Genomic DNA, 22,877 nt, shown 5'->3' on the forward strand with positions numbered 1-22,877 from the left:
CTTTAAATTCTTAGCTATACCGTGTGAGATTTTAATCAGTACTACTTGTAAATAGACCCGTTTTAGTTCCACGCATTTTTTGAGATCCCGGCCAGATGATGTTGTAATCGGTATTCCTCCGGCGTCAGGTTGTTCAGTGATTCATGCGGACGTTCACAGTTATATTCTGATAGCCATCGCTCCGTGATTTCCCGCACTTCATTCAATGTCCTGAACAGATAGAAATCGAGTATTTCTGTACGGTATGTCCGGTTAAAACGCTCAATGAAAGCATTCTGAGTCGGTTTGCCTGGTTTTATAAATTCCAGCTTTATTGCATGCATTTCTGCCCACTCCGGCAGAGTCAGTGAAATAAATTCTGGGCCGTTATCCATGCGAAGCATTACGGGCTCTCCCCGGTTCGCCGCGATCCAGTCGAGTACACAAACCATTCGCTGGGCGGACAAATTCAGATCAATTTCGATTTCCAAAGCCTCACGATTAAAATCATCAACGACATTGAACGTACGAAAACGACGACCACAGATTAATGCATCGTGCATAAAATCAACAGACCAGCTCTGGTTCAACGCTCCCGGTGTAGCCGGTGATGGCTTACGTACTGGCAGACGCTGTTTGCCTTTGCGACGAAATAGACTGCCTGTGTATTGTGAAAGTTTGTGTAAGAACTCGGGCAGCTCTGCAGCAGTAAGAAAGGGATAATATTGTTTTTTGTAGCCCTGCAAAGCACTACCGAGATCAGCCGCAGGGTTGTATTCGGCGCGGCCAGTAACAATTGCATATCGGAATACTTCGCTACAACGCTGGCGCACTTTACTGGCAAGCTCCAGCGCTCCTCACTTTTCCATACGTTGTAATACAGACGGAAGCTCCAGTGGCTTTATCCCATTAACCGGCTGTGATCTGACAAAGGGAAGACATTGTTTTTGAAAGCCCGGTTAACATAGTCAGCGTAGTTTTCTGACCAGCCTGAGACTTTTGCGTTGTATCATTCGAGAGCTATCGCTTCAAAAGTGTTCGTTACTGAGAGCTTTTGGCAAGTAGTTCGGCTTTTTAACTTCACCAGGATCTTTATCATTCGCTAGTGTTTTTCTTGCTTCATCATGCTTAGTACGGGCTTCCGCAAGCGAAATGTCCGGGTAGGTTCCAAATGAGAGCTTTTTTCCTTCCCGGCAAATCGATACTTCATACGCCAGTACTTTGAACCGTTAGTATTGACCATGAGATAGAGCCCTCTGCCGTCAGCGAGCTTATAGTCTTTATCTCTGGGCCTATGCAGTCTCGACCTGACGCGCATTCAGCGACAGTTTGGGGGCCCATTTTTCATTGAACAGGATAAGCACCCAATTAGGCCCCAAACGTTTATTGATTCACCTGGATATGGATTAACTTCAGTTGAAGTCGCATAGCCGGACAAGAGGGTTTATCGCTGATTATACGGGGGTTTTATTGAATTCGGTAGACGTCAGGAGAGGTGTATATGGTGTCCCCTGCAGGAATCGAACCTGCAACTAGCCCTTAGGAGGGGCTCGTTATATCCATTTAACTAAGGGGACGAAGCGGCACGAGTATAGCGTTTTTTGCGCATTCGGGTAAGTGCGCTGCCGCTTGACTGCTCAAACAGTCGCCATTCAAAGCTGTTTTTCCTCACGTTTCTGCTTTTTGGCCTCTTGTTCTGCTTTTAAACGTGCTTCTTCTTTGCGTTTGTTGCTCATGTCATTGCGAATTTGCGCGTGACTCATCAAGGCAAAGATAAACGTACCGCCGAAAATATTGCCTGCGAGGGTAGGGAGGGCGAAAGGCCAGATAAAATCACTCCAGTGCAACGTGCCGTTGAAAACCAGATAGAGTATTTCTACGGACCCGACCACAATATGGGTGGTATCGCTAAGGGCGATTAGCCAGGTCATCAGGATGATAACCACGATTTTCGCCGCGCCCGCGGCGGGAAACATCCAGACCATGGTTGCAATTAGCCAACCGGAAATGATGGCGTTAGCGAACATCTCCGTTGGGCTGTTTTTCATCACATCCATGCCTATTTTAATAAAGGCATCACGGGTCTCTTCCTTAAAGATAGGCATATACTCAAACGCCCACGCCGCGATACCGGTGCCGATCAGGTTGCCGAGCAGAACTACGCCCCACAGTCTCATCAGCAAGCCGACATTGCCCAGCGTCAGGTTTTGCATGACCGGCAGGACGGCGGTGACGGTATTTTCGGTAAACAGCTGCTGTCGCGCCATGATGACGATGATGAAACCGAAGGTGTAACCGAGGTTTTCGAGTAAATAACCGCCCGGTACGCCGGCCAGTTCAACATGAAAAATCCCTTTGGCGACTAACGATGCGCCCATCGATAGCCCGGCAGCGATTGCTGACCACAACAGTGCCATCGCGTCGCGCTCCATCTCTTTTTCACCTTCCTGGCGTATATGTTCATGAATCGCCATGGCTCGAGAGGGGAGTCGGTCTTCATTGATTTCGATTTTTTGTCCGCTAAGCTTCTCTTCGCTTTCCACCTTGATGTCATCCATCGCAATGATCCTGAATAAAGAGACGTATTGCTAAGCGTAGCGGCTGTTAGATTGAGGTGCGGTGGAGATATTCTGAAAGTGCAAAAATGGTAATATTTGTTTTTTTCTCACCGTTAGAATATAAGCGCCACGGCGTGCTCTTTACCAGGCTATGATCAGATCAACAAAATTGGCTATATAGACATCGTCGGCGTGCTGTTACAATCACTTACACCTAAACAGGCGGATACGATTAAGGTCCGTCATGGATGGCAATCAGTGATAGCCATAATCACCAGGGAGACATTTATGAAGCTTCGCCTGTCGGCGCTTGCGCTCGGAACAACACTGCTGGTGGGCTGTGCAAGTTCCGGAACAGAACAGCAGGGGCGTTCTGACCCGTTTGAAGGTTTTAACCGTACGATGTACAGCTTCAACTTTGATGTGCTGGATCCGTACATTGTTCGTCCTGTCGCCGTCGCGTGGCGCGACTACGTTCCGCAGCCCGCGCGTAATGGCCTTGGCAACTTTACCAGTAACCTTGAAGAGCCGGCCATTATGGTCAACTCATTCCTGCAAGGCGACCCGTACACGGGGATGGTTCACTTTACCCGCTTCTTCCTGAACACCATTCTGGGGATGGGTGGCTTTATTGACGTTGCCGGGATGGCAAACCCGAAACTGCAGCGCGTGCAACCGCACCGTTTTGGCAGCACGCTTGGGCACTATGGCGTCGGTTACGGCCCGTATCTGCAGCTTCCGTTCTACGGTAGCTTCACGCTGCGTGACGAAGGCGGCGATATGGTCGACACCACCTATCCGGTGCTCTCCTGGCTGACCTGGCCGATGTCTATTGGCAAGTGGATGGTTGAAGGCGTAGAGACACGCGCTCAGCTTCTCGACTCCGACGGCCTGCTGCGCCAGTCTTCCGACCCGTACATTATGGTGCGTGAAGCCTACTTCCAGCAGCATGACTTTATCGCTAATGGCGGCAAGCTGAAGCCGGAAGAGAACCCGAATGCGCAGGCGATTGAAGGCGATCTGAAGGATATCGATTCCGAATAACGAATCGACAGCAATAAAAAAGGGTGAACATTTGTTCACCCTTTTTTGATGTCGACAATCTATCAGAAGCGATAGTTGAAGTTAGTACCGAACAGCCACGCCTTACCTTCAGATTTGAAGGTGTAATCCCCTTCCTGAATGGTGACGTTCTGACCATGCATATAAGAAGCGCCGACGTCGATAGAGGCATCTTCGTTAAACGCATAGGTGGTACCGGCGCTCAGCCAGAAACGATCCTGGTCCGGGATGGAGATTGAGCGATGGTTGGCCGGAACCGGGCTATCGTCAAACGCAATACCGGCACGGAAAGTCCAGGTTTTGTCGTAGTAATAGGTGGTACCCAGCGCAATACGGTAGGCGTCTTTAAAGCTTTCGTCTTTATAGAACAGCTCCTGACCGTTTGAGCCGGTGGCTTTCAGCTCCTGGAACTGGCTCCAGCTGGTGTACGCGATGCTATAGTGAATCGCCCACTGTGGGTCAACGCGGTTATAACCGGAGATTTCCCACATTTCAGGCAGGTTCAGGGTCAGAGAACCAGGGACGGTGGCACCGCTGGTACCGTATGGTGCTGCAACGCCCAGACCAGGAAGCATCGCATTCCCCATAGGGGTAATTGAGCTTCTGTAATCGCCGTCGAAATCAATTTTAACTTCGGAGCGATAGGTCAGACCCCAGCGGTTGTTTTTATCCAGTTCGTACAGGATACCAGCGTTCCAGCCGTAGCCCCACTCATCACCCTTCAGGTGCGCAATCTGCGAGTCGGTGGAAGGTACACCCAGAGCGTTAGCCGCCCCAGGACCCGCTAAACCGGTGACGGCGGTGCTGATATCACCTGCTGTACGCTCAATTTTCGCTTTGGCATATACCGCATCAAAACCGAGGCCGAAGCTCCATGAACTGTTCAGACGATAAGCGCCGCTCAGGTTCAGGTTAAGTGTTTGCAGGTCAGTGGTGCCGCCAAACGGCCCCGCTGCGTAGTTATCATTAAACTCCGTAGCCAGACCATAGTTGGAGGTAACCGAAGCCCCCCAGCCAAACTGTTCATTAATAGGCATAACGAAGTGCATGTTAGGCACCCATGCCGTTGGTGCAATATTATCGGCGTCGGTACTTTTATTCGTTTTTGGCGAAGTGCCCGAAATATTCACATCAGGGTCGATATAAACCGCACCGGCAGAAAACGTCGGGCGATCGAACATCATAATTAACGCCGGGTTACGGCTGGCGTTACCTGCGTCATCGGCGATAGCGCCTTCACCAGAATAGGCACGGCCCAGACCAGAGGCCGAAAATTCATTAAGCTGGAAGCCCGCTGACCAGGCTTGGGTTGAAACAAGTGCCACTGCGACAGCAAGAGCAGACTTCGTGTAACGGGTTTTCTGGCTCATGACCATAACCTCATTGAGTTATTTTTATACAAACAATGTTACATGTAGTAACAGAAGCGCGAAGTGTAGGGGCTGGACTACGACAGAGAAATCAGACCAGTGACGAGAGTATAGGTCTGACCAGCTGGTATGTTGCAATATTGTTTATTAGATTTTTCTAAGATGTTGTTTGAAACGAGATCTGGTTGGCAAAAATGCGGGTTTGGTCATGGCGTCTGAATGCTGGAATTTGTTTTAGATCATTTTTAATTGTGATTTCGGTCACTTATCGCCTTGGATCACATTCTCGACTGGAGACGCACAATGGGCGGGCGTAAAATAAACGCATAGTTTATCTGGCACCCTGAGTGCACCAAACAGAGGAAATCTACGATGAGTAAATGTAGTGCTGATGAAACTCCGGTATGCTGCTGCATGGACGTTGGTACCATTATGGACAACTCCGACTGCACCGCATCTTACAGCCGCGTGTTCGCCAACCGCGCAGATGCGGAAGAAACGCTGGCGGCGCTGACTGAAAAAGCGCGTGGCGTAGAGTCCGAACCGTGCAAAATCACCGCTGACTTTAAAGAAGTTGAAGGCGGCGTGCAGCTGGATATCGACTTTGTCTTTGCCTGCGAAGCAGAAACCCTGATTTTCCAGTTGGGCCTGCGTTAATCGCCTCTGCGACGACCTCTCTCTTTACGCCCCCGCTGCCGATGCAATGGGGGCGTTTTCTTTTCTGCTCAGTGTGTTTTAGCTCGCATTTTTTCCTCTCCCTGATTGGCTAAGTGTAAAAAATTAGTTAAGAATGTTATCAGGTCAGACCACTTGGTCGATTTCCGATAACAGGGGAGAGTTATGAGTCAGGCGTTACCGCTAATCACCCGCCAGGGCGATCGCATTGCAATTGTCAGTGGGTTACGAACCCCTTTTGCCCGACAGGCGACGGCTTTTCACGGCGTACCCGCCGTTGATTTAGGCAAAATGGTGGTGGGTGAAATGCTGGCGCGCAGCGAAATTCCCCCCGAAGTCATCGAACAGCTCGTTTTTGGTCAGGTGGTGCAGATGCCGGCTGCGCCCAATATTGCCCGTGAGATCGTCCTCGGCACCGGGATGAACGTGCATACCGATGCCTACAGCGTGAGCCGTGCCTGCGCCACCAGCTTCCAAGCGGTGGCGAACGTGGCGGAGAGTCTGATGGCGGGAACCATTCGCGCGGGTATCGCCGGTGGAGCAGATTCCTCTTCTGTCCTGCCGATAGGCGTGAGTAAAAAGTTGGCGCGTACGTTGGTTGATGCCAATAAAGCCCGTACGCTTGGCCAGAAGCTCAAACTTTTTTCTCAGCTGCGTCTGCGCGATCTCTTGCCGGTACCGCCTGCGGTGGCCGAGTATTCCACCGGCCTGCGTATGGGCGATACCGCCGAACAGATGGCCAAAACCTACGGCATTACCCGCGAACAGCAGGATGCGCTGGCAAACCGCTCGCACCAGCTGGCCGCGCAGGCTTGGGCGGCGGGCAAGCTCACTGATGAGGTGATGACCGCCTACGTGCCTCCCTACCGGAACCCGCTGGAGCAGGACAACAATGTCCGCGCCAACTCTACGCTGGCGGACTACGCCAAGCTGCGTCCGGCGTTCGACCGTCAGCACGGCACCGTCACGGCGGCCAACAGCACGCCATTAACCGACGGCGCGGCGGCGGTGATTCTGATGACGGAATCGCGAGCGAAAGAACTGGGGCTGACGCCGCTGGGTTATCTACGTAGCTATGCCTTTACCGCCATTGATGTCTGGCAGGATATGCTGCTGGGGCCGGCATGGTCTACGCCGCTGGCGCTGGATCGCGCCGGGCTGACCTTCTCCGATCTGACGCTGATTGATATGCACGAAGCCTTTGCTGCGCAAACGCTGGCCAATATTCAGTGTCTGGCCAGCGATAAATTTGCTCGCGAGGTGCTGGGGCGCAGCCAGGCGACCGGCGAAATTGAAGAGAGCAAATTTAACGTGTTGGGTGGTTCCATCGCCTACGGACACCCGTTTGCGGCAACCGGGGCGCGGATGATCACGCAAACGCTCAATGAATTGCGACGCCGCGGCGGTGGTTTTGGGCTGGTAACTGCCTGTGCTGCGGGCGGGTTAGGCGCGGCGATGGTTCTGGAGGCTGAATAATGGACGCGATGAAATCGGCATTTACTTTCACCGTACGCCCGGACAACGTGGCGGTGGTCATCATCGACGTACCTGATGAAAAGATGAATACCCTAAAGGCGGAGTTTGGCGGTCAGGTGCGTACCATCCTCAAACTGATTCGGGATAACAAAGCGCTGCAGGGCGTGGTATTTATCTCCGCCAAACCCGATAACTTTATCGCCGGGGCCGACATTAATATGATTGGCCGCTGTCAAAGCGCGCAGCAAGCCGAGTCGCTGGCTCGTCAGGGGCAGCAGGTGATGGCGGAAATTCAAAGCCTGCCGATTCCAGTGGTGGCGGCGATTCACGGGGCTTGCCTGGGGGGCGGTCTCGAGCTGGCGCTGGCCTGCCATGCGCGCATCTGTTCTGATGATGGGCGAACGGTGTTGGGACTACCGGAAGTGCAGCTGGGGCTGCTGCCGGGGTCGGGCGGCACTCAGCGTTTACCGCGTCTGATTGGCGTCAGCACCGCGCTGGATATGATTTTGACCGGCAAACAGCTTCGAGCTCGTCAGGCGCTAAAAGTGGGGCTGGTGGATGAGGTTGTGCCGCGTTCGATTTTGCTCGATGCCGCTGCGGAATATGCGCGTAAAGCACATCATCAACATCGCCGTCTGTCGGTGCGCGATCGTATTCTGGCTGGTCCGCTGGGGCGTCATCTGCTGTTCAGCATGGCGGCAAAGAAAACCGCGCAGAAGACCCAGGGCAATTACCCGGCGACGGATAAAATTCTCCAGGTGATTGAAACCGGGTTGGCGCACGGCGCCAGCAGCGGCTACGAGGCGGAAGCTCGCGCCTTTGGCGAGCTGGCGATGACGCCGCAGTCGCGCGCGTTGCGTAGTATTTTCTTTGCCAGTACGGATATCAAAAAAGATCCCGGCGCCAGCGTTGCATCTGGCCCGCTGGGTTCGGTCGGCGTATTGGGCGGCGGTCTGATGGGGGGCGGTATTGCCTACGTTACCGCCATTAAGGGCAAGCTGCCGGTACGTATTAAAGATATCAACGCCAACGGCATCAACCACGCGCTGAAATACAGCTGGGATCAGCTGGAGCAAAAAGTACGCCGCCGCCATCTGAAACCCGCCGAGCGCGACGCGCAGCTGGCGCTGATTTCCGGCAGCATCGATTACCGGGGCTTTGCGCATCGTGACCTCGTAATCGAGGCCGTTTTTGAAGACCTCGCGCTCAAACAGAAGATGGTGGGTGAGATTGAACAATATTGTGCTCCTCACACCATTTTTGCTTCAAATACCTCTTCTTTACCCATTGGCGATATTGCAGCCCACGCACAGCGCCCTGAGCAGGTTATCGGTTTACACTTTTTCAGTCCGGTAGAGAAAATGCCCCTTGTGGAGGTTATTCCACATGCTGGAACGTCCGAACAGACGATCGCAACGACCGTCAAGCTCGCGAAGAAACAGGGCAAAACGCCGATTGTGGTCGCTGATAAAGCAGGATTCTACGTAAACCGTATTCTCGCACCATACATCGCCGAAGCCATGCGCATGCTTGTTGACGGCGAGCGCGTGGAAGATATTGATAATGCGTTAGTTAAATTTGGTTTCCCGGTTGGACCTATTCAGCTACTGGATGAAGTGGGTATAGATACGGGGACTAAAATTCTCCCTGTGCTGGAAGCGGCCTACGGCGAACGTTTTAGCGCCCCTGCAACGTTGATTCAGGCAATTTTGAATGACGATCGCAAAGGCAGAAAAAATGGCCGTGGTTTCTATCTTTATGGTGTAAAAGGGCGTAAAAGCAAGAAACAGGTTGATACCGCGGTCTACGCCCTGGCGGGCATGTCAGCGCGTAACGCCCGCTGCTCGGCAGAGCAGATTGCCGAACGTTGCGTGATGCTGATGCTCAACGAGGCGGCGCGTTGTGTTGATGAAGGTATCATCCGTAGCGCGCGCGATGGCGATATCGGCGCGGTATTTGGTATCGGTTTTCCACCGTTCCTCGGTGGCCCGCTCCGCTATATGGATGCGCTCGGCGCGGGTGAAGTGGTTGCCAGACTGCAACGATTGGCCGGTCTGTACGGTCCACGCTTTACGCCGTGTGATGCACTTTTGCAGCGGGCGGAGCGGGAAGAGACCTTTTGGCCCGAGGATGAACAGATTCAATGAATGGCTGTCAAAGTAGGTGAACCCTGATGAATCGCAAGGTTTCTGGCTATTTTGTAAACAGATGTTGACTATACTTACGCCAGTAAGGTAAAAATCAGCGTTTCATTCAGTGAATGGATAAGGCACAATGCCCGGCTACCGCGTCATCCTCAGGGTGACGCTGGTGCTTCTGGTTAACAAAAGCGGTGCAATATGCAAGTGTTTATTATGCGTCACGGCGACGCTGCCCTCGATGCAGCCAGTGACTCGGTTCGTCCTCTGACCGGCTGTGGTTGTGATGAATCTCGTCAGATGGCAATCTGGTTGAAAGACCAAAAAGTGGATATCGGTCGCGTTCTGGTGAGCCCATATCTGCGTGCGGAACAGACGCTGGAAGTGGTAGGGGAGTGCATGAACCTGCCAAAAGAGGTGGATGTTTTGCCCGAGTTGACGCCGTGCGGCGATATTGGTCTGGTCAGCGCCTATCTCCAGGCATTAGCGAATGAAGGCGTTTCATCGGTGCTGGTGATTTCCCACCTTCCGCTGGTGGGCTACCTGGTCGCCGAACTCTGTCCTGGCGAAGTTCCGCCGATGTTTACCACTTCCGCCATTGCCAGCGTCACCCTCGATGCTAACGGGAAAGGGACCCTGAACTGGCAAATGAGCCCCTGCAATCTCAAAATGGCGAAAGCGATTTAACGCGATCGCGGCTTAAGTCCTCTCTGTAGGCCGGATAAGCACAGCGCCATCAGCCATCCAGCGCACATTGCCGGATGGCGCTGCGCTTATCCGGCCTACGTTGACTTACGGTAACTCCGGCGGCAGCCACTCTTCTACTTCAATCAGCACCAGCAGCGCGGCGTCGCCGCCATACTCCTTCGATGCCTGATGAAAGGCCATCACGTGTGGATGTTGGGCTAGCCACAGCGGCGTCTGCTGTTTGAGAATATGTTTGCCGTGACCATGCATGACGCAGGCGCAGAACACATGTTCGCGGCGGCAGGCGGCGATCAGCGCGCCCAGTTCCTGCTTGGCCTGCATCTGCGTTAACCCGTGTAGATCGAGGAACAGTTCGGGCGAGTAGTCGCCGCGACGCAGCTTCTTCAGCTCAAAATGGCTGACATCCTGGCGCACGTATTTTACCGGCCCGTTAGTATTGAGTAGCGGCTGAAACTCGTCGGAAAAATAGTGGCTGTTGTCCGCCTGCTCCTGCAATAAACGCTTGGGCGGCACTTCGCTGATTTTCTTGCGCTGCGGACGGTGGACTATGGTGTCCTGCTTTATTTTGCGCGTGCCCGTCATCAACTGCTGGAAGAGCGCCTGATCCTCCTCGCTCAATGAGTTTTTGTTTTTCATCGATTCTTCTCAAATTCGCATTTTTCTCTAGTTTACCTTTTCGTTGTCGTTCCTGCAGCGAAAACGCTTTTTTCCCCGCGCCCTACGCAAGAATGCTGATTTATCGCCGTCTTCATGGCAAACTAGCCGCCGAATTTACCCCGACGCATGCCCTGGAGGACAACGTGGATAAGATTTTTGTTGAAGAAGCAGTCAATGAGCTGCACACCATTCAGGACATGCTGCGCTGGGCGGTAAGCCGCTTTAGCGCGGCCGAAATCTGGTACGGTCACGGAACCGATAACCCGTGGGATGAAGCCGTCCAACTGGTACTGCCGACTTTGTACCTGCCGCTCGATATTCCGGAAGATATGCGCAACGCGCGCCTGACCACCAGTGAAAAACAGCTGATCGTCGAGCGCGTGATTCGTCGCGTCAACGAGCGTATCCCGGTAGCTTACCTGACCAATAAAGCCTGGTTCTGCGGCCATGAATTCTACGTTGACGATCGCGTGCTGGTGCCGCGTTCGCCGATTGGCGAGCTGATCAACAATCGCTTTGCCGGCCTGATTAACCATCGCCCCGAGCATATTCTCGATATGTGCACCGGCAGCGGCTGCATCGCGATTGCCTGCGCCTATGCCTTCCCGGAAGCGGAAGTTGACGCTATCGACGTCTCTACCGACGCGCTGGCCGTGACCGAATACAACATCGAAGAGCACGGCATGATCCACAACGTCACGCCGATCCGCTCCGATCTGTTCCGCGACGCGCCGCAGCTGCAGTACGACCTGATCGTCACTAATCCGCCGTACGTGGACGAAGAAGATATGTCCGACCTGCCGTCAGAATATCGCCACGAGCCCGAGCTGGGCCTGGCCTCTGGTTCCGACGGCCTGCACCTGACCCGCCGCATCCTCGGCTGTGCGCCGGATTATCTGACCGACGACGGTATTCTGATTTGTGAAGTGGGTAACAGCATGGTACATCTGATGGACCAATATCCGGATGTTCCGTTCACCTGGCTTGAGTTTGATAACGGCGGTGACGGCGTCTTTATGCTGACCAAAGCGCAGCTTGTCGCCGCGCAGAACCACTTCGGGCAGTACAAAGACTGATTTATCCAGCACGCAACAACAGAACAACGATAACGGAGCCGTGATGGCAGGAAATACAATTGGACAACTCTTTCGCGTAACCACCTTTGGCGAGTCGCACGGCCTGGCGCTGGGCTGCATCGTTGACGGCGTGCCGCCCGGCATTCCGTTAACCGAAGCGGATCTTCAGCACGACCTGGACCGTCGTCGCCCGGGCACGTCGCGCTATACCACCCAACGTCGCGAACCGGACCAGGTGAAAATCCTCTCCGGCGTGTTCGAAGGCGTGACCACGGGTACTAGCATCGGCCTGCTGATTGAAAATACCGATCAGCGCTCTCAGGACTACGGCGCCATTAAGGACGTTTTTCGTCCGGGGCACGCCGACTACACCTATGAGCAAAAATACGGCCTGCGCGACTATCGCGGCGGCGGACGTTCCTCCGCCCGTGAAACGGCGATGCGCGTGGCGGCAGGGGCGATTGCCAAGAAATTCCTCGCGGCGAAGTTTGGTATCGTCATTCGCGGCTGTCTGACCCAGATGGGCGATATTCCGCTGGCGATCAAAGACTGGGGGCTGGTGGAACAGAACCCGTTCTTCTGCCCGGATCCGGACAAAATCGACGCCCTGGATGAACTGATGCGCGGCCTCAAAAAAGAGGGCGACTCCATCGGCGCGAAGGTCACCGTAGTCGCCGACGGCGTACCGGCGGGTCTCGGTGAGCCGGTATTCGATCGTCTTGATGCGGACATTGCCCACGCGCTGATGAGCATCAACGCGGTGAAAGGCGTGGAAATTGGCGACGGTTTTGAAGTGGTCAAACTGCGCGGCAGCGAAAACCGCGACGAAATTACCAAAGCCGGTTTCCAGAGTAACCACGCGGGCGGTATTCTGGGCGGTATCAGCAGCGGCCAGCAGATTGTAGCCAATATTGCGCTGAAGCCAACCTCGAGCATTACCGTTCCGGGCAAGACGATCGATCGCTTTGGTGAGGAAGTCGAGATGATCACCAAAGGTCGTCACGATCCTTGCGTCGGTATCCGCGCGGTGCCGATCGCTGAAGCGATGCTGGCAATCGTGCTGATGGATCACTTTATGCGCCAACGCGCGCAAAACGCCGATGTGACGACCTCAATTCCACGCTGGTAAACATGAGAAAAACCGTTATTGCGCTGCTGGCTCTGGTGGCCAGCAGCACCGCGCTGGCGGCAACGCCGTGGCAAAAAATCACGCAACCTATTAACGGTAGCGCCCAGTCTATCGGGGCGTTTGCTAACGGCTGCATCGTCGGTGCCGAAGCGCTGCCGTTGCAGTCGGATACCTATCAGGTGATGCGTACCGATCAGCGCCGCTACTTTGGTCATCCCGATCTGGTGCAGTTTATCCAACGTCTGGGCCGGAACGTGCAGCAGCACGGAATGGGGACGATGCTGATTGGCGACATGGGAATGCCTGCGGGCGGGCGCTTTAACGGCGGACACGCCAGCCACCAAAGCGGGCTGGATGTCGATATTTTCCTGCAATTACCGAAAACGCGCTGGAGCTCGTCGCAGTTGCTGAAGCCGCAGGCGTTGGATCTCGTCAGCGCCGACGGTAAGCGCGTAGTCCCGACCCTGTGGAAACCGGAAATCGGCCAGTTGATTAAGCTGGCGGCGGAAGACAGCGAGGTGACGCGTATTTTCGTCAACCCGGCGATTAAACAACAGCTTTGCCTGGAGGCCGGCAGCGATCGCGACTGGCTGCGTAAAGTGCGCCCGTGGTTCCAGCACCGCGCGCATATGCACGTGCGGCTGAAGTGCCCGGCCAATAGCTTCGAGTGTGAAGAGCAGGCGCCACCGCCTGCGGGTGACGGCTGCGGCGCTGAGCTGCAAAGCTGGTTCGAACCGCCAAAACCTGGCACCACCAAACCTGTGAAGAAGACGCCTCCTCCGTTGCCGCCTTCCTGCCAGGCGTTACTGGATGAACACGTACTCTGATGGACAGTTTCTCCGCGTTATTTATGGTTGAGCCGCTGATGCTGGTGGCGCTTTTTCTCATCGCTATTCTGGCGGGCTTTATTGATTCCCTGGCGGGCGGCGGCGGTTTGCTGACCGTCCCGGCGCTGCTGGCTGCGGGCATGCCGCCCGCGCAGGCGTTGGCGACCAATAAACTGCAGGCCTGCGGCGGCTCGCTTTCCGCCTCGCTCTATTTTATTCGCCGCAAGGTGGTTAATCTGGCCGACCAGAAGCTCAATATCCTGATGACCTTTATCGGCTCGATGAGCGGCGCGCTGCTGGTGCAGCACGTGCAGTCTGACGTTCTGCGCCAGATCCTGCCGATTCTGGTGATCGGCATTGGTCTCTATTTTCTGCTCACGCCGAAGCTTGGCGAAGCCGATCGCCAGCAGCGTCTCTATGGGCTGCCGTTCGCGCTGGTCGCTGGTGGCTGCGTCGGGTTTTACGACGGCTTCTTCGGCCCCGGCGCGGGCTCATTTTACGCGCTGGCCTTCGTCACGCTGATGGGCTTTAACCTCGCTAAGTCTACCGCGCACGCTAAGGTGCTGAACGCCACTTCTAACGTCGGCGGCTTGCTGCTGTTTATTATCGGCGGCAAGGTCATCTGGGCGACTGGCTTTGTGATGATGATTGGCCAATTTTTCGGCGCGCGCATGGGCTCGCGCCTGGTGTTAAGCAAAGGGCAGTCGCTCATTCGCCCAATGATCGTCATTGTTTCGGCGGTTATGAGCGCCAAGCTGCTCTACGACAGCCATGGACAGGAAATCCTTCAGTGGTTAGGGATGAGCTAATGACAAAGACGCATGACTACCAGCAGTTGATCGCCATCTTCGATGACTGCTTTGCCGACGAGTTTAATACTCGTCTGATTAAAGGCGACGACGAACCCATCTATCTTCCGGCAGATGACGAAGTGCCTTACAACCGTATCGTTTTCGCCCACGGCTTTTTTGCCAGCGCGCTGCACGAAATCTCCCACTGGTGCATTGCCGGCAAGGCGCGCCGCGAGCAGGTTGATTTTGGTTACTGGTACTGTCCGGACGGGCGCGATGCTAAAACCCAGGGGCAGTTTGAAGACGTCGAGGTAAAACCGCAGGCCTTTGACTGGCTGTTCTGCGTGGCGGCGGGCTTCCCGTTCAACGTCAGCTGCGACAACCTCGAAGGCGATTTTGAGCCCGACCGCATCGTCTTTCAGCGGCGCGTGCACGCGCAGGTGATGACCTATCTTAACGAGGGTATCCCGCCGCGCCCGGCGAAATTTATCAAAGCGCTACAGAATTATTACCAGACGCCGAGCCTTACGGCGGAACACTTCCCATGGCCGGAGGATCTCTAAGCCATGTTACAGAAAGAGGAAAGAAGATGATCGCGGAGTTTGAAGCACGCATTCTGGCGTTAATTGATGAAATGGTGGAACACGCCAGTGATGATGAGCTGTTTGCCAGCGGTTATCTGCGCGGTCACCTGACGTTGGCGGTTGCCGAGCTGGACGAGAGCGAAGCGCACTCGGCAGAGGCGCTGTATCGCAACGTGACCCAGAGCCTGGAAACGGCGATTGGCGCGGGCGAACTGTCGCCGCGCGACCAGGCGCTGGTCAAGGAGATGTGGGACAGCCTCTACCAGCAGGCTTCCCGCTAAGCCGGGTTGCCCGGTATCGCTGCCGGGCAAACTCCTGATGCAGGATGTGGTAGGCCGGATAAGCGCAGCGCCATCCGGCAGCCCGAGCAGTGCCGGATAGCGGCGTAAATGCCTTATCCGGCCTACTGTTTCTTTACCCGGTACATCTCCGCGCTTATTTTACCGCCTTTCCCTTCAGCAATTTTCGAACCCACAAACGATTTGGATTAAGACCTGCCAGCGTTTGCGCGTCCAGCGGCAGCGGTTCATTGCTCATCTGCGCCGCCAGCACTTCCGCGGTTAACGGCGCTGAGCATAGCCCTCGCGATCCAAGGCCGCCAAGCATAAACAGCTCGGGATAGATTGGCGCGGCACTCGCCGTCTCTGGACTCTCGTTCAGCGTGGCGTATTCGGCAAGCGTGGCGGCATAATCCGGCACGTTGCCGACCATCGGCAGATGATCGCGCGTGGCGCAGCGCACGCCGCAGCGGGCATCGTTAGCGCTGACATCGACCTCCTGCGGCCACGTCTGCTGTGGGAAACAGTCCAGCAACCGCTGGCGATTATGCTGCTGATCGTCCTCGTTGAAGGTCATCTCGCGCTGGCCGCGATGATAGCTGGCGCCGATACAGTGCTGCTGATTATTCGGATTCTGCGGCGTGAGATACCCGTCGTAGCACAGCACCTGTTCAAGCTTTGAGAGGCTTTCGGTGGTCGGAATATGGCTCACCTGCCCACCGACGGCATACACTGGTAATGCCTCGGTTTGCGCGAACTGATTGATGTTGTGGCCGTTTGCCAATACGACGCACGGTGCAATGCTTGTCTCTCCGTCGCTGAATGCCAACTGCCAGCCCTCGTCCTGCCGGGTGAGGGTGGTCAGCGTTTTCCCCCAGTGCGCCTGCAACCCTTGCTGGCGCGCCAGTTCAAATACGCTTGCGGTGAGCTGTGCCGGGCATAACCAGCCGCCCAGTGGGTACTGAATGCCACCGCAGCCTGTCTCTAGGCCGATACTGGCTCGAGCTTCTTGCGCCGTGACCGCGTGAGCGATCTCTTCGGGCAGGCCCAGCGTCAGCATTTGGGCAATCTTCTGTGCGCTTTTTTCATCCCAGCCAAGCTGCGTTACGCCGCACCATTGATGGTCGAAGGCGACGGGCAGCGTATCGTACAGTCGACGGGCATAGAGATAGGCCGCCGGGAAGAATTGCGCCAGCGCCGCATCGTGGGCGCTCAACAATGGATAGAGCGCCCCCTGACGGTTGCCGGATGCGCCCTGTGCGGGTTCCGCGTCGGCGCAGTAGAGCGTCACCGACCAGCCGCGGCGCAGCAGGGCGAGCGAGAGCAGGGCGCTGGCGATGCCGCCGCCGATAATCGCTGCTTCCCGTGCCTGGCTACCGCTACGCGCAAACCACGGCGTACGGGTGGCGTCGGGCTGAGGGGCCATCATTTCGCCGACCAGCATTTCGCGCTTACGGCCAAAACCTTTGCTCTTGCGCATGGCGAACCCGGCTTCCTGTAGCCCACGACGCACAAAGCCCGCCGAGGTAAAGGTCGCCAGGGTGCCTCCCGGGCGGGCGGTGCGAGCCATGGCCGCAAACAACGCGGGCGTCCACATATCCGGATTTTTGGCCGGGGCGAAGCCGTCGAGGAACCAGGCATCTACCTGCTGATTGAAGGTATCGTCGAGCTTATCGGTCAGTTCATTGATATCGCCGAACCACAGGTCCAGCGTCACTCGCCCTTCATCGAGCAGCAGGCGATGACAGCCCGCCAGCGGCAGCGGCCACTGCGCCTGAAGCTGCTCGGCCCAGGGGGCCAACTCCGGCCAGTGTTGGTGGGCCAGGCGCAAGTCATCGGCCTTCAGCGGAAATTTCTCAAAACTGACAAAATGTAATCTTTGTAGCGTAGCGTCAGGATGCTCACGGCGGAATGCGTCAAAAGCTTGCCACAGCGTCAGGAAATTGAGACCGGTGCCAAAGCCGCTTTCTGCGACCACGAAAAGTGGATGCGGGTGCAGAGGTAAACGTACCTCTATCTGGTTACCCCCGAGAAAAACGTAGCGGGTCTCTTCCAGACCGTTATCGTTGGAGAAATAGACGTCGTCAAAATCTCGGGAAACAGGTGTACCCTCACTGTTAAATTCGAGGTTGGCGGATTGTATGGCGTTTTGTTTCACGTAAGTTACTCGCGCGGCAAGGAGTCTGCCGATCTTAACGATGAGCGTCCGCAGGCGCAAATTTCTGCATAAATTTGCTGATCGGACTTGTTCGGCGTACAAGTGTACGCTATCTTGCGACTCGAAACTTTAAAATAGTGATGACTTACAGAGGTATTGAATGAAACGTGCAGTGATTACTGGCCTGGGTATCGTTTCCAGCATCGGTAGCAACCAGCAGGAAGTCCTGGCATCTCTGCGTGAAGGACGCTCGGGGATCACTTTCTCTCAAGAGTTCAAAGATTCTGGGATGCGTAGCCACGTATGGGGTAACGTCAAACTGGACACCACGGGTCTGATCGACCGTAAAGTGGTCCGTTTCATGAACGATGCCTCTATCTATGCTTATCTCTCCATGCAGCAGGCGGTTGAAGACGCTGGCCTGAAAGCAGAAGACTACCAGAACAACCCGCGCGTGGGCCTGATTGCCGGTTCCGGCGGTTCCTCCCGTGCGCAGGTATTTGGCGCAGACGCAATGCGCAGCCCGCGCGGCCTGAAAGCGGTTGGCCCGTACGTGGTTACCAAGGCGATGGGTTCTGCGGTTTCCGCGTGCCTCGCTACGCCGTTCAAAATCCACGGTGTGAACTACTCCATCAGCTCTGCTTGCGCCACTTCCGCGCACTGTATCGGTAATGCGGTAGAACAGATTCAGCTGGGTAAACAGGACATCGTGTTTGCCGGCGGCGGCGAAGAACTGGGCTGGGAAATGGCCTGTGAGTTCGACGCGATGGGCGCACTGTCTACCAAATATAACGAAACGCCAGAAAAAGCCTCCCGTACCTATGACGCCCACCGCGATGGCTTCATCATCGCAGGCGGCGGCGGTATGGTTGTGGTTGAAGAACTGGAACACGCGCTGGCTCGTGGCGCGCATATCTATGCAGAAATCGTTGGCTACGGCGCAACCTCCGATGGCGCAGACATGGTTGCTCCGTCTGGCGAAGGCGCGGTGCGCTGCATGAAGATGGCAATGCACGGCGTTGATACGCCGATCGACTACCTGAACTCCCACGGTACCTCCACCCCGGTAGGCGACGTGAAAGAACTGGGCGCTATTCGTGAAGTATTCGGTGACAACAGCCCGGCTATCTCCGCAACGAAAGCGATGACCGGCCACTCTCTGGGCGCCGCCGGCGTACAGGAAGCAATTTACTCTCTGTTGATGCTGGAACACGGCTTTATCGCCCCGAGCATCAACATTGACGAAATGGACGAGCAGGCGGCAGGTCTGAACATCGTGACTGAACCGACCGATCGTGAGCTGACCACCGTGATGTCCAACAGCTTCGGCTTTGGCGGCACCAACGCCACGCTGGTGATGCGTAAGCTGTAATTTTACGGCTGATGAGAAAAAGGAGCCTTCTGGCTCCTTTTTTTATGCGTTGACAACGGCCTGAAAGAACAGGCAAACTCGCGGCTCAACATTATCATCATGATAATGCGTAAGCGTTTAACGTCATCCGACGCACCTTAATCCTGATTGCCAGGTAGAGGGGGCGTGGCTACAGATCCTCGCCTTACTCAGCATTCGGAGTAAAGCATGACCGCAGTAACTCAAACTGAAAGTACTTCTTCATCCAACGTGTCGCTCTTTCGCATCGCGTTCGCGGTGTTTTTGACCTATTTAACCGTCGGTATTCCGCTGCCGGTAATCCCGCTATTTGTTCACCAGGAGCTGGGCTACGGTAACACCATGGTGGGTATCGCCGTCGGCATCCAGTTTTTCGCCACGGTATTAACGCGTGGCTACGCCGGGCGTCTTGCCGATCAGTACGGCGGCAAGCGTTCTGCCCTACAGGGCATGTTTGCCTGTGCCTTTGCCGGGGCGGCGTGGCTTGGCGCAGCGCTGCTGCCGGTGGATACGATGGTCAAATTTGGCCTGTTGATCGTCGGGCGCTTAATTCTTGGCTTCGGTGAAAGCCAACTGCTGACCGGCACGCTTACCTGGGGGATGGGGCTGGTTGGCCCGAAGCGTTCTGGTAAAGTGATGTCGTGGAACGGGATGGCGATTTTCGGCGCGCTGGCGGCCGGCGCGCCGTTGGGGCTGTATATCAATAGCCGATACGGCTTTGCCGTGCTGGCTGGCGTCACCATGGCGTTACCTCTGCTGGCCTGGGCCTTTAACGGCTCGGTGCGTAAGGTGGCGGCGATGGCCGGGGAACGCCCATCACTGTTCAGCGTAATTGGCCTTATCTGGAAGCCGGGGGTAGGGCTGGCGCTTCAGGGCGTGGGCTTTGCGGTGATTGGCACTTTCGTCTCACTGTACTTTGTCAGCAAAGGCTGGTCGATGGCGGGCTTCACCCTGACGGCCTTTGGCGGCACCTTCGTGTTAGTGCGCATTTTGTTTGGCTGGATGCCTGACCGCTTTGGCGGCGTGAAGGTGGCGGTCGGCTCGCTGCTGGTGGAAACCGTTGGTCTGCTGCTGCTGTGGCTGGCGCCTGACGCATGGTATGCGCTGGCCGGCGCCGCTTTGACCGGGGCCGGTTGCTCGCTGATCTTCCCGGCGTTGGGGGTTGAAGTGGTTAAGCGCGTGCCGCAGCAGGTACGCGGGACGGCGCTCGGCGGTTATGCCGCGTTCCAGGATATCGCGCTCGGTATCTCCGGGCCCTTGGCGGGCATGCTGGCAACCTCGTTCGGCTATGCGTCCGTGTTTCTCGGCGGCGCCATTGCCGCTATATTGGGAATTGGCGTCACGCTGTGGTCGTTCCGCAAATAGCGTTTATCGGCCGGCTCTGCGCACCTGAGAGCCGGTCGTCGCTTTACGCGGCAGAAAATATTTCACCTGGAACTCGAACATGTTGGTGTAGAGAATGGAGTAGTCGATGGGATTCTGCTGCTCGTCGACGGCCTGAGTTTGCATCCGGACTATCGGATCCAGCGCGCTAATGTGCAGGAGCTGCGCTACCTCTGGCGACGGCAAAATCGGCTGGATAGATTCATAACAACCCAGAATTTTCACCCCGCATTCATTTTCTATGTAGGCAAACTTGGAGTTCTTCATGTGGGCGATCGTCAGGTCGGGAAAACGGCTGGCAGAAAGCCAGGTTTCCTCCACCTGCATGGCGATATTGTCGATAAAACGCAGCCGTTTGGCGTAATAAACCGGTTCGCCGTGGCTGACCTTCAGGCTGGCGGCGATATCGTCCGACGCACGCTGCAGCTCAAATTTCAGGATCTGGCTCGTGGGCGTTTTGCCTTCGTTGCGCGCAATTTCGGTAAAGCTGTCGAGGTGCGTCAGTGACGCCTGAAAATGTTTGTTACGTAGGTAGGTTCCTGAACCGTGCCGCCGTTCAATCATCCCTTCCTCTTCCAGCGTTTTTAACGCCTTGCGTAAGGTATTACGCGAAACATCATAAAGCGTCGCCAGTTCTTTTTCCGAGGGTAGAAGATCGCCGACATTGTAGATTGAGCTGTTTAATCTGTTTTTCAGCAAATTTATGATGTTCTGATATACCACTTTTGAACCTCCTAAAACCTTTTTAAAACAAAAGGTTAAAAATCCATTTCGGCGAGAAAAAGGCGACACGTTCACGTATTGCATCATTATTGAACAACTTCGACGCCGTTAACTGTGATCGGAATACTAGTTACGGAAATTAACAATTATTAAAGTGGGCGTCAATTAATGACCTATTTTATTAAAAAGGATAAATAGTATGAAAAATATATTGCTGGTATGTGCGGCGGGAATGTCGACGAGTATGTTGGTCAAACGGATGCGTGAACATGCGGAGTCAGTCGATATTTCCGCCAATATTAATGCATTGGCCATTTCTGAAGCGAAAGAAAAAATAAAACAAAATGGCGTAGATGTGGTGCTATTAGGGCCTCAGGTGCGTTTTCAGCAAAAGGAAATTGAAGCGATTGTACAGGGTAAAATTCCTGTTGCGGTTATTGATATGAAAAGTTACGGGCAAATGGATGGTAAAGCCGTTTTAGAACAAGCGCTGCAATTATTAAATAAATAATGTGTTTTTTATTCAAAATTAAGGGATCATTATGGGGTTAATGAATTCATTTGAACGAGGAATGGAAAAAATCCTCGTTCCTATCGCTATAAAATTAAACTCTCAGATACACGTCTCGGCAATTCGTGATGCTTTTATTCTCTCATTCCCGATTGTTATGGCAAGTTCGCTGATTATTCTGATCAACTTTGCGATACTGTCGCCGGATGGCTTTATTGCCAGCATTCTGCATTTAGGAACACTGTTCCCAAACCTTGCTGATGCACAGCAAATATTCACTCCGGTGATGAACGGCTCAGTGAATATCATGGCGGTGCTGATCACCTTCCTCGTGGCTCGCAATATGGCTATCAGCTACCAGCAGGACGATCTGCTGTGCGGTTTGACGGCGATTGGTGCCTTCTTCGTGGTCTATACGCCGTATACCATTATCGACGGCCAGGCCTATCTAACTACCAAATATCTGGGGCCGCAGGGGCTGTTTGTGGCGGTTATTGTGGCGCTGCTCGCCAGTGAAATTTTCTGCCGACTGGCGCGTAACCCGAAGGTGACGATCAACATGCCTGCGGCAGTGCCGCCTGCGGTGGCTCGCTCCTTTAAAGTTCTTCTGCCGATTTTCTTCGTGATGATCTTTTTCTCGATAGTGAACTACCTGCTGTCAAAAATCTCGCCGAACGGGCTGAATGACCTGATCTACACCCTGATTCAGGCACCGCTGAAAGACATGGGCACCAACATTTTCACGGTGCTGATTCTGGGGCTGGTGGCGAACTTCCTGTGGATCCTTGGTATTCATGGGCCGAATACCGTAGCGGCGATTCGCGAAACCATTTTCTCCGAAGCGAACCTGGAAAACCTGTCCTATGCCGCATCGCACGGTTCAACCTGGGGCGCGCCATATCCCATTACCTGGGGAGGAATTAACGACGCCTTTGCCAACTGCGGCGGTTCAGGAATGACCTTAGGGCTGCTGCTGGCGATCTTTATTGCCTCGCGCCGCAAAGATTACCGCGATTTAGCGAAAATGGCCTTTGTGCCGGGGTTATTCAATATCAACGAACCGGTGATGTTTGGCCTGCCGATTGTACTGAACCCGATCCTGGTGATTCCGTTTATTCTGGTACCGTTCGTTAACTCGCTGATAGGGTATTTCTTTATAACTCTGGAAATAATTCCGCCGATTGCCTATGCCGTACCGTGGACCACGCCGGGGCCGCTGATTGCCTTCTTTGGCACTGGAGGCAACTGGATGGCGCTATTTGTCGGCGTACTGTGTCTAGTTGTGGCGACGCTTATCTACCTGCCATTCGTTATTGCCGCCAATAAAGTGAATACGTCCGCAGCGGCAGAACAAAATTCGTAATCCCTCATTAGATATTTTCGTCAGGGAAAGACGAATAATTT

General features: G+C 54.7%; 20 protein-coding genes, 1 tRNA gene and 2 pseudogenes. 15 read left to right on the forward strand and 8 right to left on the reverse strand.

Features of this window, described 5'->3' with window-relative positions; all coding sequences use genetic code 11:
• Positions 1-62: 62 nt before the first annotated feature.
• The 4 genes and pseudogenes from ABTW00_RS06995 to ABTW00_RS07010 form a co-directional block, all read right to left on the reverse strand.
• Positions 63-632: pseudogene (locus ABTW00_RS06995) on the reverse strand (integrase core domain-containing protein); the annotation flags it as partial.
• A 375-nt stretch (positions 633-1,007) separates the two neighbouring features.
• Positions 1,008-1,297, reverse strand: a pseudogene (locus ABTW00_RS07000) (Arm DNA-binding domain-containing protein).
• 184 nt (positions 1,298-1,481) lie between these two features.
• A tRNA-Arg gene (locus tag ABTW00_RS07005) sits at positions 1,482-1,556 on the reverse strand.
• A gap of 75 nt (positions 1,557-1,631) precedes the next feature.
• Positions 1,632-2,537: a formate/nitrite transporter family protein gene (locus ABTW00_RS07010; RefSeq protein WP_065355833.1), complete on the reverse strand. Its 906-nt coding sequence runs from the start codon at positions 2,535-2,537 to the stop codon at positions 1,632-1,634.
• A gap of 288 nt (positions 2,538-2,825) precedes the next feature.
• On the opposite strand from ABTW00_RS07010, the gene mlaA reads away from it, so the two are divergent.
• Positions 2,826-3,581, forward strand: coding sequence for a phospholipid-binding lipoprotein MlaA (gene mlaA, locus ABTW00_RS07015; protein WP_065355832.1), 756 nt, complete (start codon positions 2,826-2,828; stop codon positions 3,579-3,581).
• 62 nt (positions 3,582-3,643) lie between these two features.
• On the opposite strand, the gene fadL is transcribed toward mlaA, so the two are convergent.
• Positions 3,644-4,969 (reverse strand): long-chain fatty acid transporter FadL, encoded by a 1,326-nt coding sequence (gene fadL, locus ABTW00_RS07020; protein ID WP_433639809.1) that lies wholly within the window; start codon positions 4,967-4,969, stop codon positions 3,644-3,646.
• Positions 4,970-5,341: 372 nt separating this feature from the next.
• On the opposite strand from fadL, the gene ABTW00_RS07025 reads away from it, so the two are divergent.
• From ABTW00_RS07025 to sixA, 4 genes are all read left to right on the forward strand, one after another.
• On the forward strand, positions 5,342-5,626 hold the full coding sequence (locus ABTW00_RS07025; protein ID WP_065355830.1) for a YfcZ/YiiS family protein: 285 nt from the start codon (positions 5,342-5,344) through the stop codon (positions 5,624-5,626).
• Between the two features lie 183 nt (positions 5,627-5,809).
• Positions 5,810-7,120: an acetyl-CoA C-acyltransferase FadI gene (gene fadI / locus ABTW00_RS07030; protein WP_064543769.1), complete on the forward strand. Its 1,311-nt coding sequence runs from the start codon at positions 5,810-5,812 to the stop codon at positions 7,118-7,120.
• Between the two features lie 8 nt (positions 7,121-7,128).
• The gene (gene fadJ / locus ABTW00_RS07035) at positions 7,129-9,267 is read left to right on the forward strand and encodes a fatty acid oxidation complex subunit alpha FadJ (RefSeq protein ID WP_433640962.1); all 2,139 of its coding nucleotides are present in this window, start codon (positions 7,129-7,131) and stop codon (positions 9,265-9,267) included.
• Between the two features lie 192 nt (positions 9,268-9,459).
• On the forward strand, positions 9,460-9,945 hold the full coding sequence (gene sixA / locus ABTW00_RS07040; protein ID WP_065355827.1) for a phosphohistidine phosphatase SixA: 486 nt from the start codon (positions 9,460-9,462) through the stop codon (positions 9,943-9,945).
• Positions 9,946-10,050: 105 nt separating this feature from the next.
• On the opposite strand, the gene smrB is transcribed toward sixA, so the two are convergent.
• Positions 10,051-10,602, reverse strand: a complete 552-nt coding sequence (smrB, locus tag ABTW00_RS07045; RefSeq protein ID WP_064543774.1) for an endonuclease SmrB — start codon at positions 10,600-10,602, stop codon at positions 10,051-10,053.
• A 164-nt stretch (positions 10,603-10,766) separates the two neighbouring features.
• Here smrB and prmB point away from each other — a divergent pair, with 164 nt between their 5' ends.
• The 6 genes from prmB to ABTW00_RS07075 are packed head-to-tail and all read left to right on the forward strand — an operon-like array spanning position 10,767 to position 15,311.
• Positions 10,767-11,699: a 50S ribosomal protein L3 N(5)-glutamine methyltransferase gene (prmB, locus tag ABTW00_RS07050; RefSeq protein WP_064543790.1), complete on the forward strand. Its 933-nt coding sequence runs from the start codon at positions 10,767-10,769 to the stop codon at positions 11,697-11,699.
• A 43-nt stretch (positions 11,700-11,742) separates the two neighbouring features.
• On the forward strand, positions 11,743-12,828 hold the full coding sequence (aroC, locus tag ABTW00_RS07055) for a chorismate synthase (protein WP_065355826.1): 1,086 nt from the start codon (positions 11,743-11,745) through the stop codon (positions 12,826-12,828).
• A gap of 2 nt (positions 12,829-12,830) precedes the next feature.
• Positions 12,831-13,655, forward strand: a complete 825-nt coding sequence (mepA, locus tag ABTW00_RS07060; protein WP_064543778.1) for a penicillin-insensitive murein endopeptidase — start codon at positions 12,831-12,833, stop codon at positions 13,653-13,655.
• Complete coding sequence (locus tag ABTW00_RS07065) at positions 13,655-14,464, forward strand: sulfite exporter TauE/SafE family protein (RefSeq protein ID WP_065355824.1); 810 nt, start codon at positions 13,655-13,657, stop codon at positions 14,462-14,464. The genes mepA and ABTW00_RS07065 overlap by 1 nt, the downstream gene beginning before the upstream one ends.
• Positions 14,464-15,009, forward strand: coding sequence for an elongation factor P hydroxylase (locus ABTW00_RS07070; protein ID WP_064543782.1), 546 nt, complete (start codon positions 14,464-14,466; stop codon positions 15,007-15,009). Before ABTW00_RS07065 ends, ABTW00_RS07070 begins: the two co-directional genes overlap by 1 nt.
• Before the next feature lie 26 nt (positions 15,010-15,035).
• Entirely contained in the window at positions 15,036-15,311 is a 276-nt protein-coding gene (locus tag ABTW00_RS07075; protein ID WP_064543784.1) for a YfcL family protein, read from the forward strand.
• A 154-nt stretch (positions 15,312-15,465) separates the two neighbouring features.
• Here the strand turns inward: ABTW00_RS07075 and mnmC are convergent, their stop codons facing one another.
• A complete protein-coding gene (gene mnmC, locus ABTW00_RS07080; RefSeq protein WP_433639815.1) occupies positions 15,466-17,466 on the reverse strand; it encodes a bifunctional tRNA (5-methylaminomethyl-2-thiouridine)(34)-methyltransferase MnmD/FAD-dependent 5-carboxymethylaminomethyl-2-thiouridine(34) oxidoreductase MnmC in 2,001 nt (666 codons plus the stop codon).
• Positions 17,467-17,626: 160 nt separating this feature from the next.
• On the opposite strand from mnmC, the gene fabB reads away from it, so the two are divergent.
• Together fabB and ABTW00_RS07090 are read left to right on the forward strand one after the other, a co-directional pair.
• A complete protein-coding gene (gene fabB / locus ABTW00_RS07085; RefSeq protein ID WP_064543787.1) occupies positions 17,627-18,838 on the forward strand; it encodes a beta-ketoacyl-ACP synthase I in 1,212 nt (403 codons plus the stop codon).
• A gap of 207 nt (positions 18,839-19,045) precedes the next feature.
• Positions 19,046-20,221, forward strand: coding sequence for an MFS transporter (locus ABTW00_RS07090; RefSeq protein WP_433639818.1), 1,176 nt, complete (start codon positions 19,046-19,048; stop codon positions 20,219-20,221).
• Positions 20,222-20,224: 3 nt separating this feature from the next.
• On the opposite strand, the gene ABTW00_RS07095 is transcribed toward ABTW00_RS07090, so the two are convergent.
• Complete coding sequence (locus ABTW00_RS07095; RefSeq protein ID WP_064543793.1) at positions 20,225-20,962, reverse strand: GntR family transcriptional regulator; 738 nt, start codon at positions 20,960-20,962, stop codon at positions 20,225-20,227.
• Between the two features lie 199 nt (positions 20,963-21,161).
• On the opposite strand from ABTW00_RS07095, the gene ABTW00_RS07100 reads away from it, so the two are divergent.
• On the forward strand, positions 21,162-21,473 hold the full coding sequence (locus tag ABTW00_RS07100) for a PTS sugar transporter subunit IIB (protein ID WP_433639822.1): 312 nt from the start codon (positions 21,162-21,164) through the stop codon (positions 21,471-21,473).
• 31 nt (positions 21,474-21,504) lie between these two features.
• Entirely contained in the window at positions 21,505-22,836 is a 1,332-nt protein-coding gene (locus ABTW00_RS07105) for a PTS sugar transporter subunit IIC (RefSeq protein ID WP_065355818.1), read from the forward strand.
• Positions 22,837-22,877: the final 41 nt, after the last annotated feature.

Source organism: Kluyvera georgiana, from assembly GCF_050990895.1.
Taxonomy (GTDB): Bacteria; Pseudomonadota; Gammaproteobacteria; order Enterobacterales; family Enterobacteriaceae; genus Kluyvera; species Kluyvera georgiana.

Bases quoted from the DNA above. Each gene is read 5' to 3' on its own strand.
- ABTW00_RS07010 (WP_065355833.1), bottom strand. From the start codon at position 2,537: ATGGATGACATCAAGGTGGAAAGCGAAGAGAAGCTTAGCGGACAAAAA.
- mlaA (WP_065355832.1), top strand. From the start codon at position 2,826: ATGAAGCTTCGCCTGTCGGCGCTTGCGCTCGGAACAACACTGCTGGTG.
- fadL (WP_433639809.1), bottom strand. From the start codon at position 4,969: ATGAGCCAGAAAACCCGTTACACGAAGTCTGCTCTTGCTGTCGCAGTG.
- ABTW00_RS07025 (WP_065355830.1), top strand. From the start codon at position 5,342: ATGAGTAAATGTAGTGCTGATGAAACTCCGGTATGCTGCTGCATGGAC.
- fadI (WP_064543769.1), top strand. From the start codon at position 5,810: ATGAGTCAGGCGTTACCGCTAATCACCCGCCAGGGCGATCGCATTGCA.
- fadJ (WP_433640962.1), top strand. From the start codon at position 7,129: ATGAAATCGGCATTTACTTTCACCGTACGCCCGGACAACGTGGCGGTG.
- sixA (WP_065355827.1), top strand. From the start codon at position 9,460: ATGCAAGTGTTTATTATGCGTCACGGCGACGCTGCCCTCGATGCAGCC.
- smrB (WP_064543774.1), bottom strand. From the start codon at position 10,602: ATGAAAAACAAAAACTCATTGAGCGAGGAGGATCAGGCGCTCTTCCAG.
- aroC (WP_065355826.1), top strand. From the start codon at position 11,743: ATGGCAGGAAATACAATTGGACAACTCTTTCGCGTAACCACCTTTGGC.
- mepA (WP_064543778.1), top strand. From the start codon at position 12,831: ATGAGAAAAACCGTTATTGCGCTGCTGGCTCTGGTGGCCAGCAGCACC.
- ABTW00_RS07065 (WP_065355824.1), top strand. From the start codon at position 13,655: ATGGACAGTTTCTCCGCGTTATTTATGGTTGAGCCGCTGATGCTGGTG.
- ABTW00_RS07070 (WP_064543782.1), top strand. From the start codon at position 14,464: ATGACAAAGACGCATGACTACCAGCAGTTGATCGCCATCTTCGATGAC.
- ABTW00_RS07075 (WP_064543784.1), top strand. From the start codon at position 15,036: ATGATCGCGGAGTTTGAAGCACGCATTCTGGCGTTAATTGATGAAATG.
- fabB (WP_064543787.1), top strand. From the start codon at position 17,627: ATGAAACGTGCAGTGATTACTGGCCTGGGTATCGTTTCCAGCATCGGT.
- ABTW00_RS07090 (WP_433639818.1), top strand. From the start codon at position 19,046: ATGACCGCAGTAACTCAAACTGAAAGTACTTCTTCATCCAACGTGTCG.
- ABTW00_RS07100 (WP_433639822.1), top strand. From the start codon at position 21,162: ATGAAAAATATATTGCTGGTATGTGCGGCGGGAATGTCGACGAGTATG.
- ABTW00_RS07105 (WP_065355818.1), top strand. From the start codon at position 21,505: ATGGGGTTAATGAATTCATTTGAACGAGGAATGGAAAAAATCCTCGTT.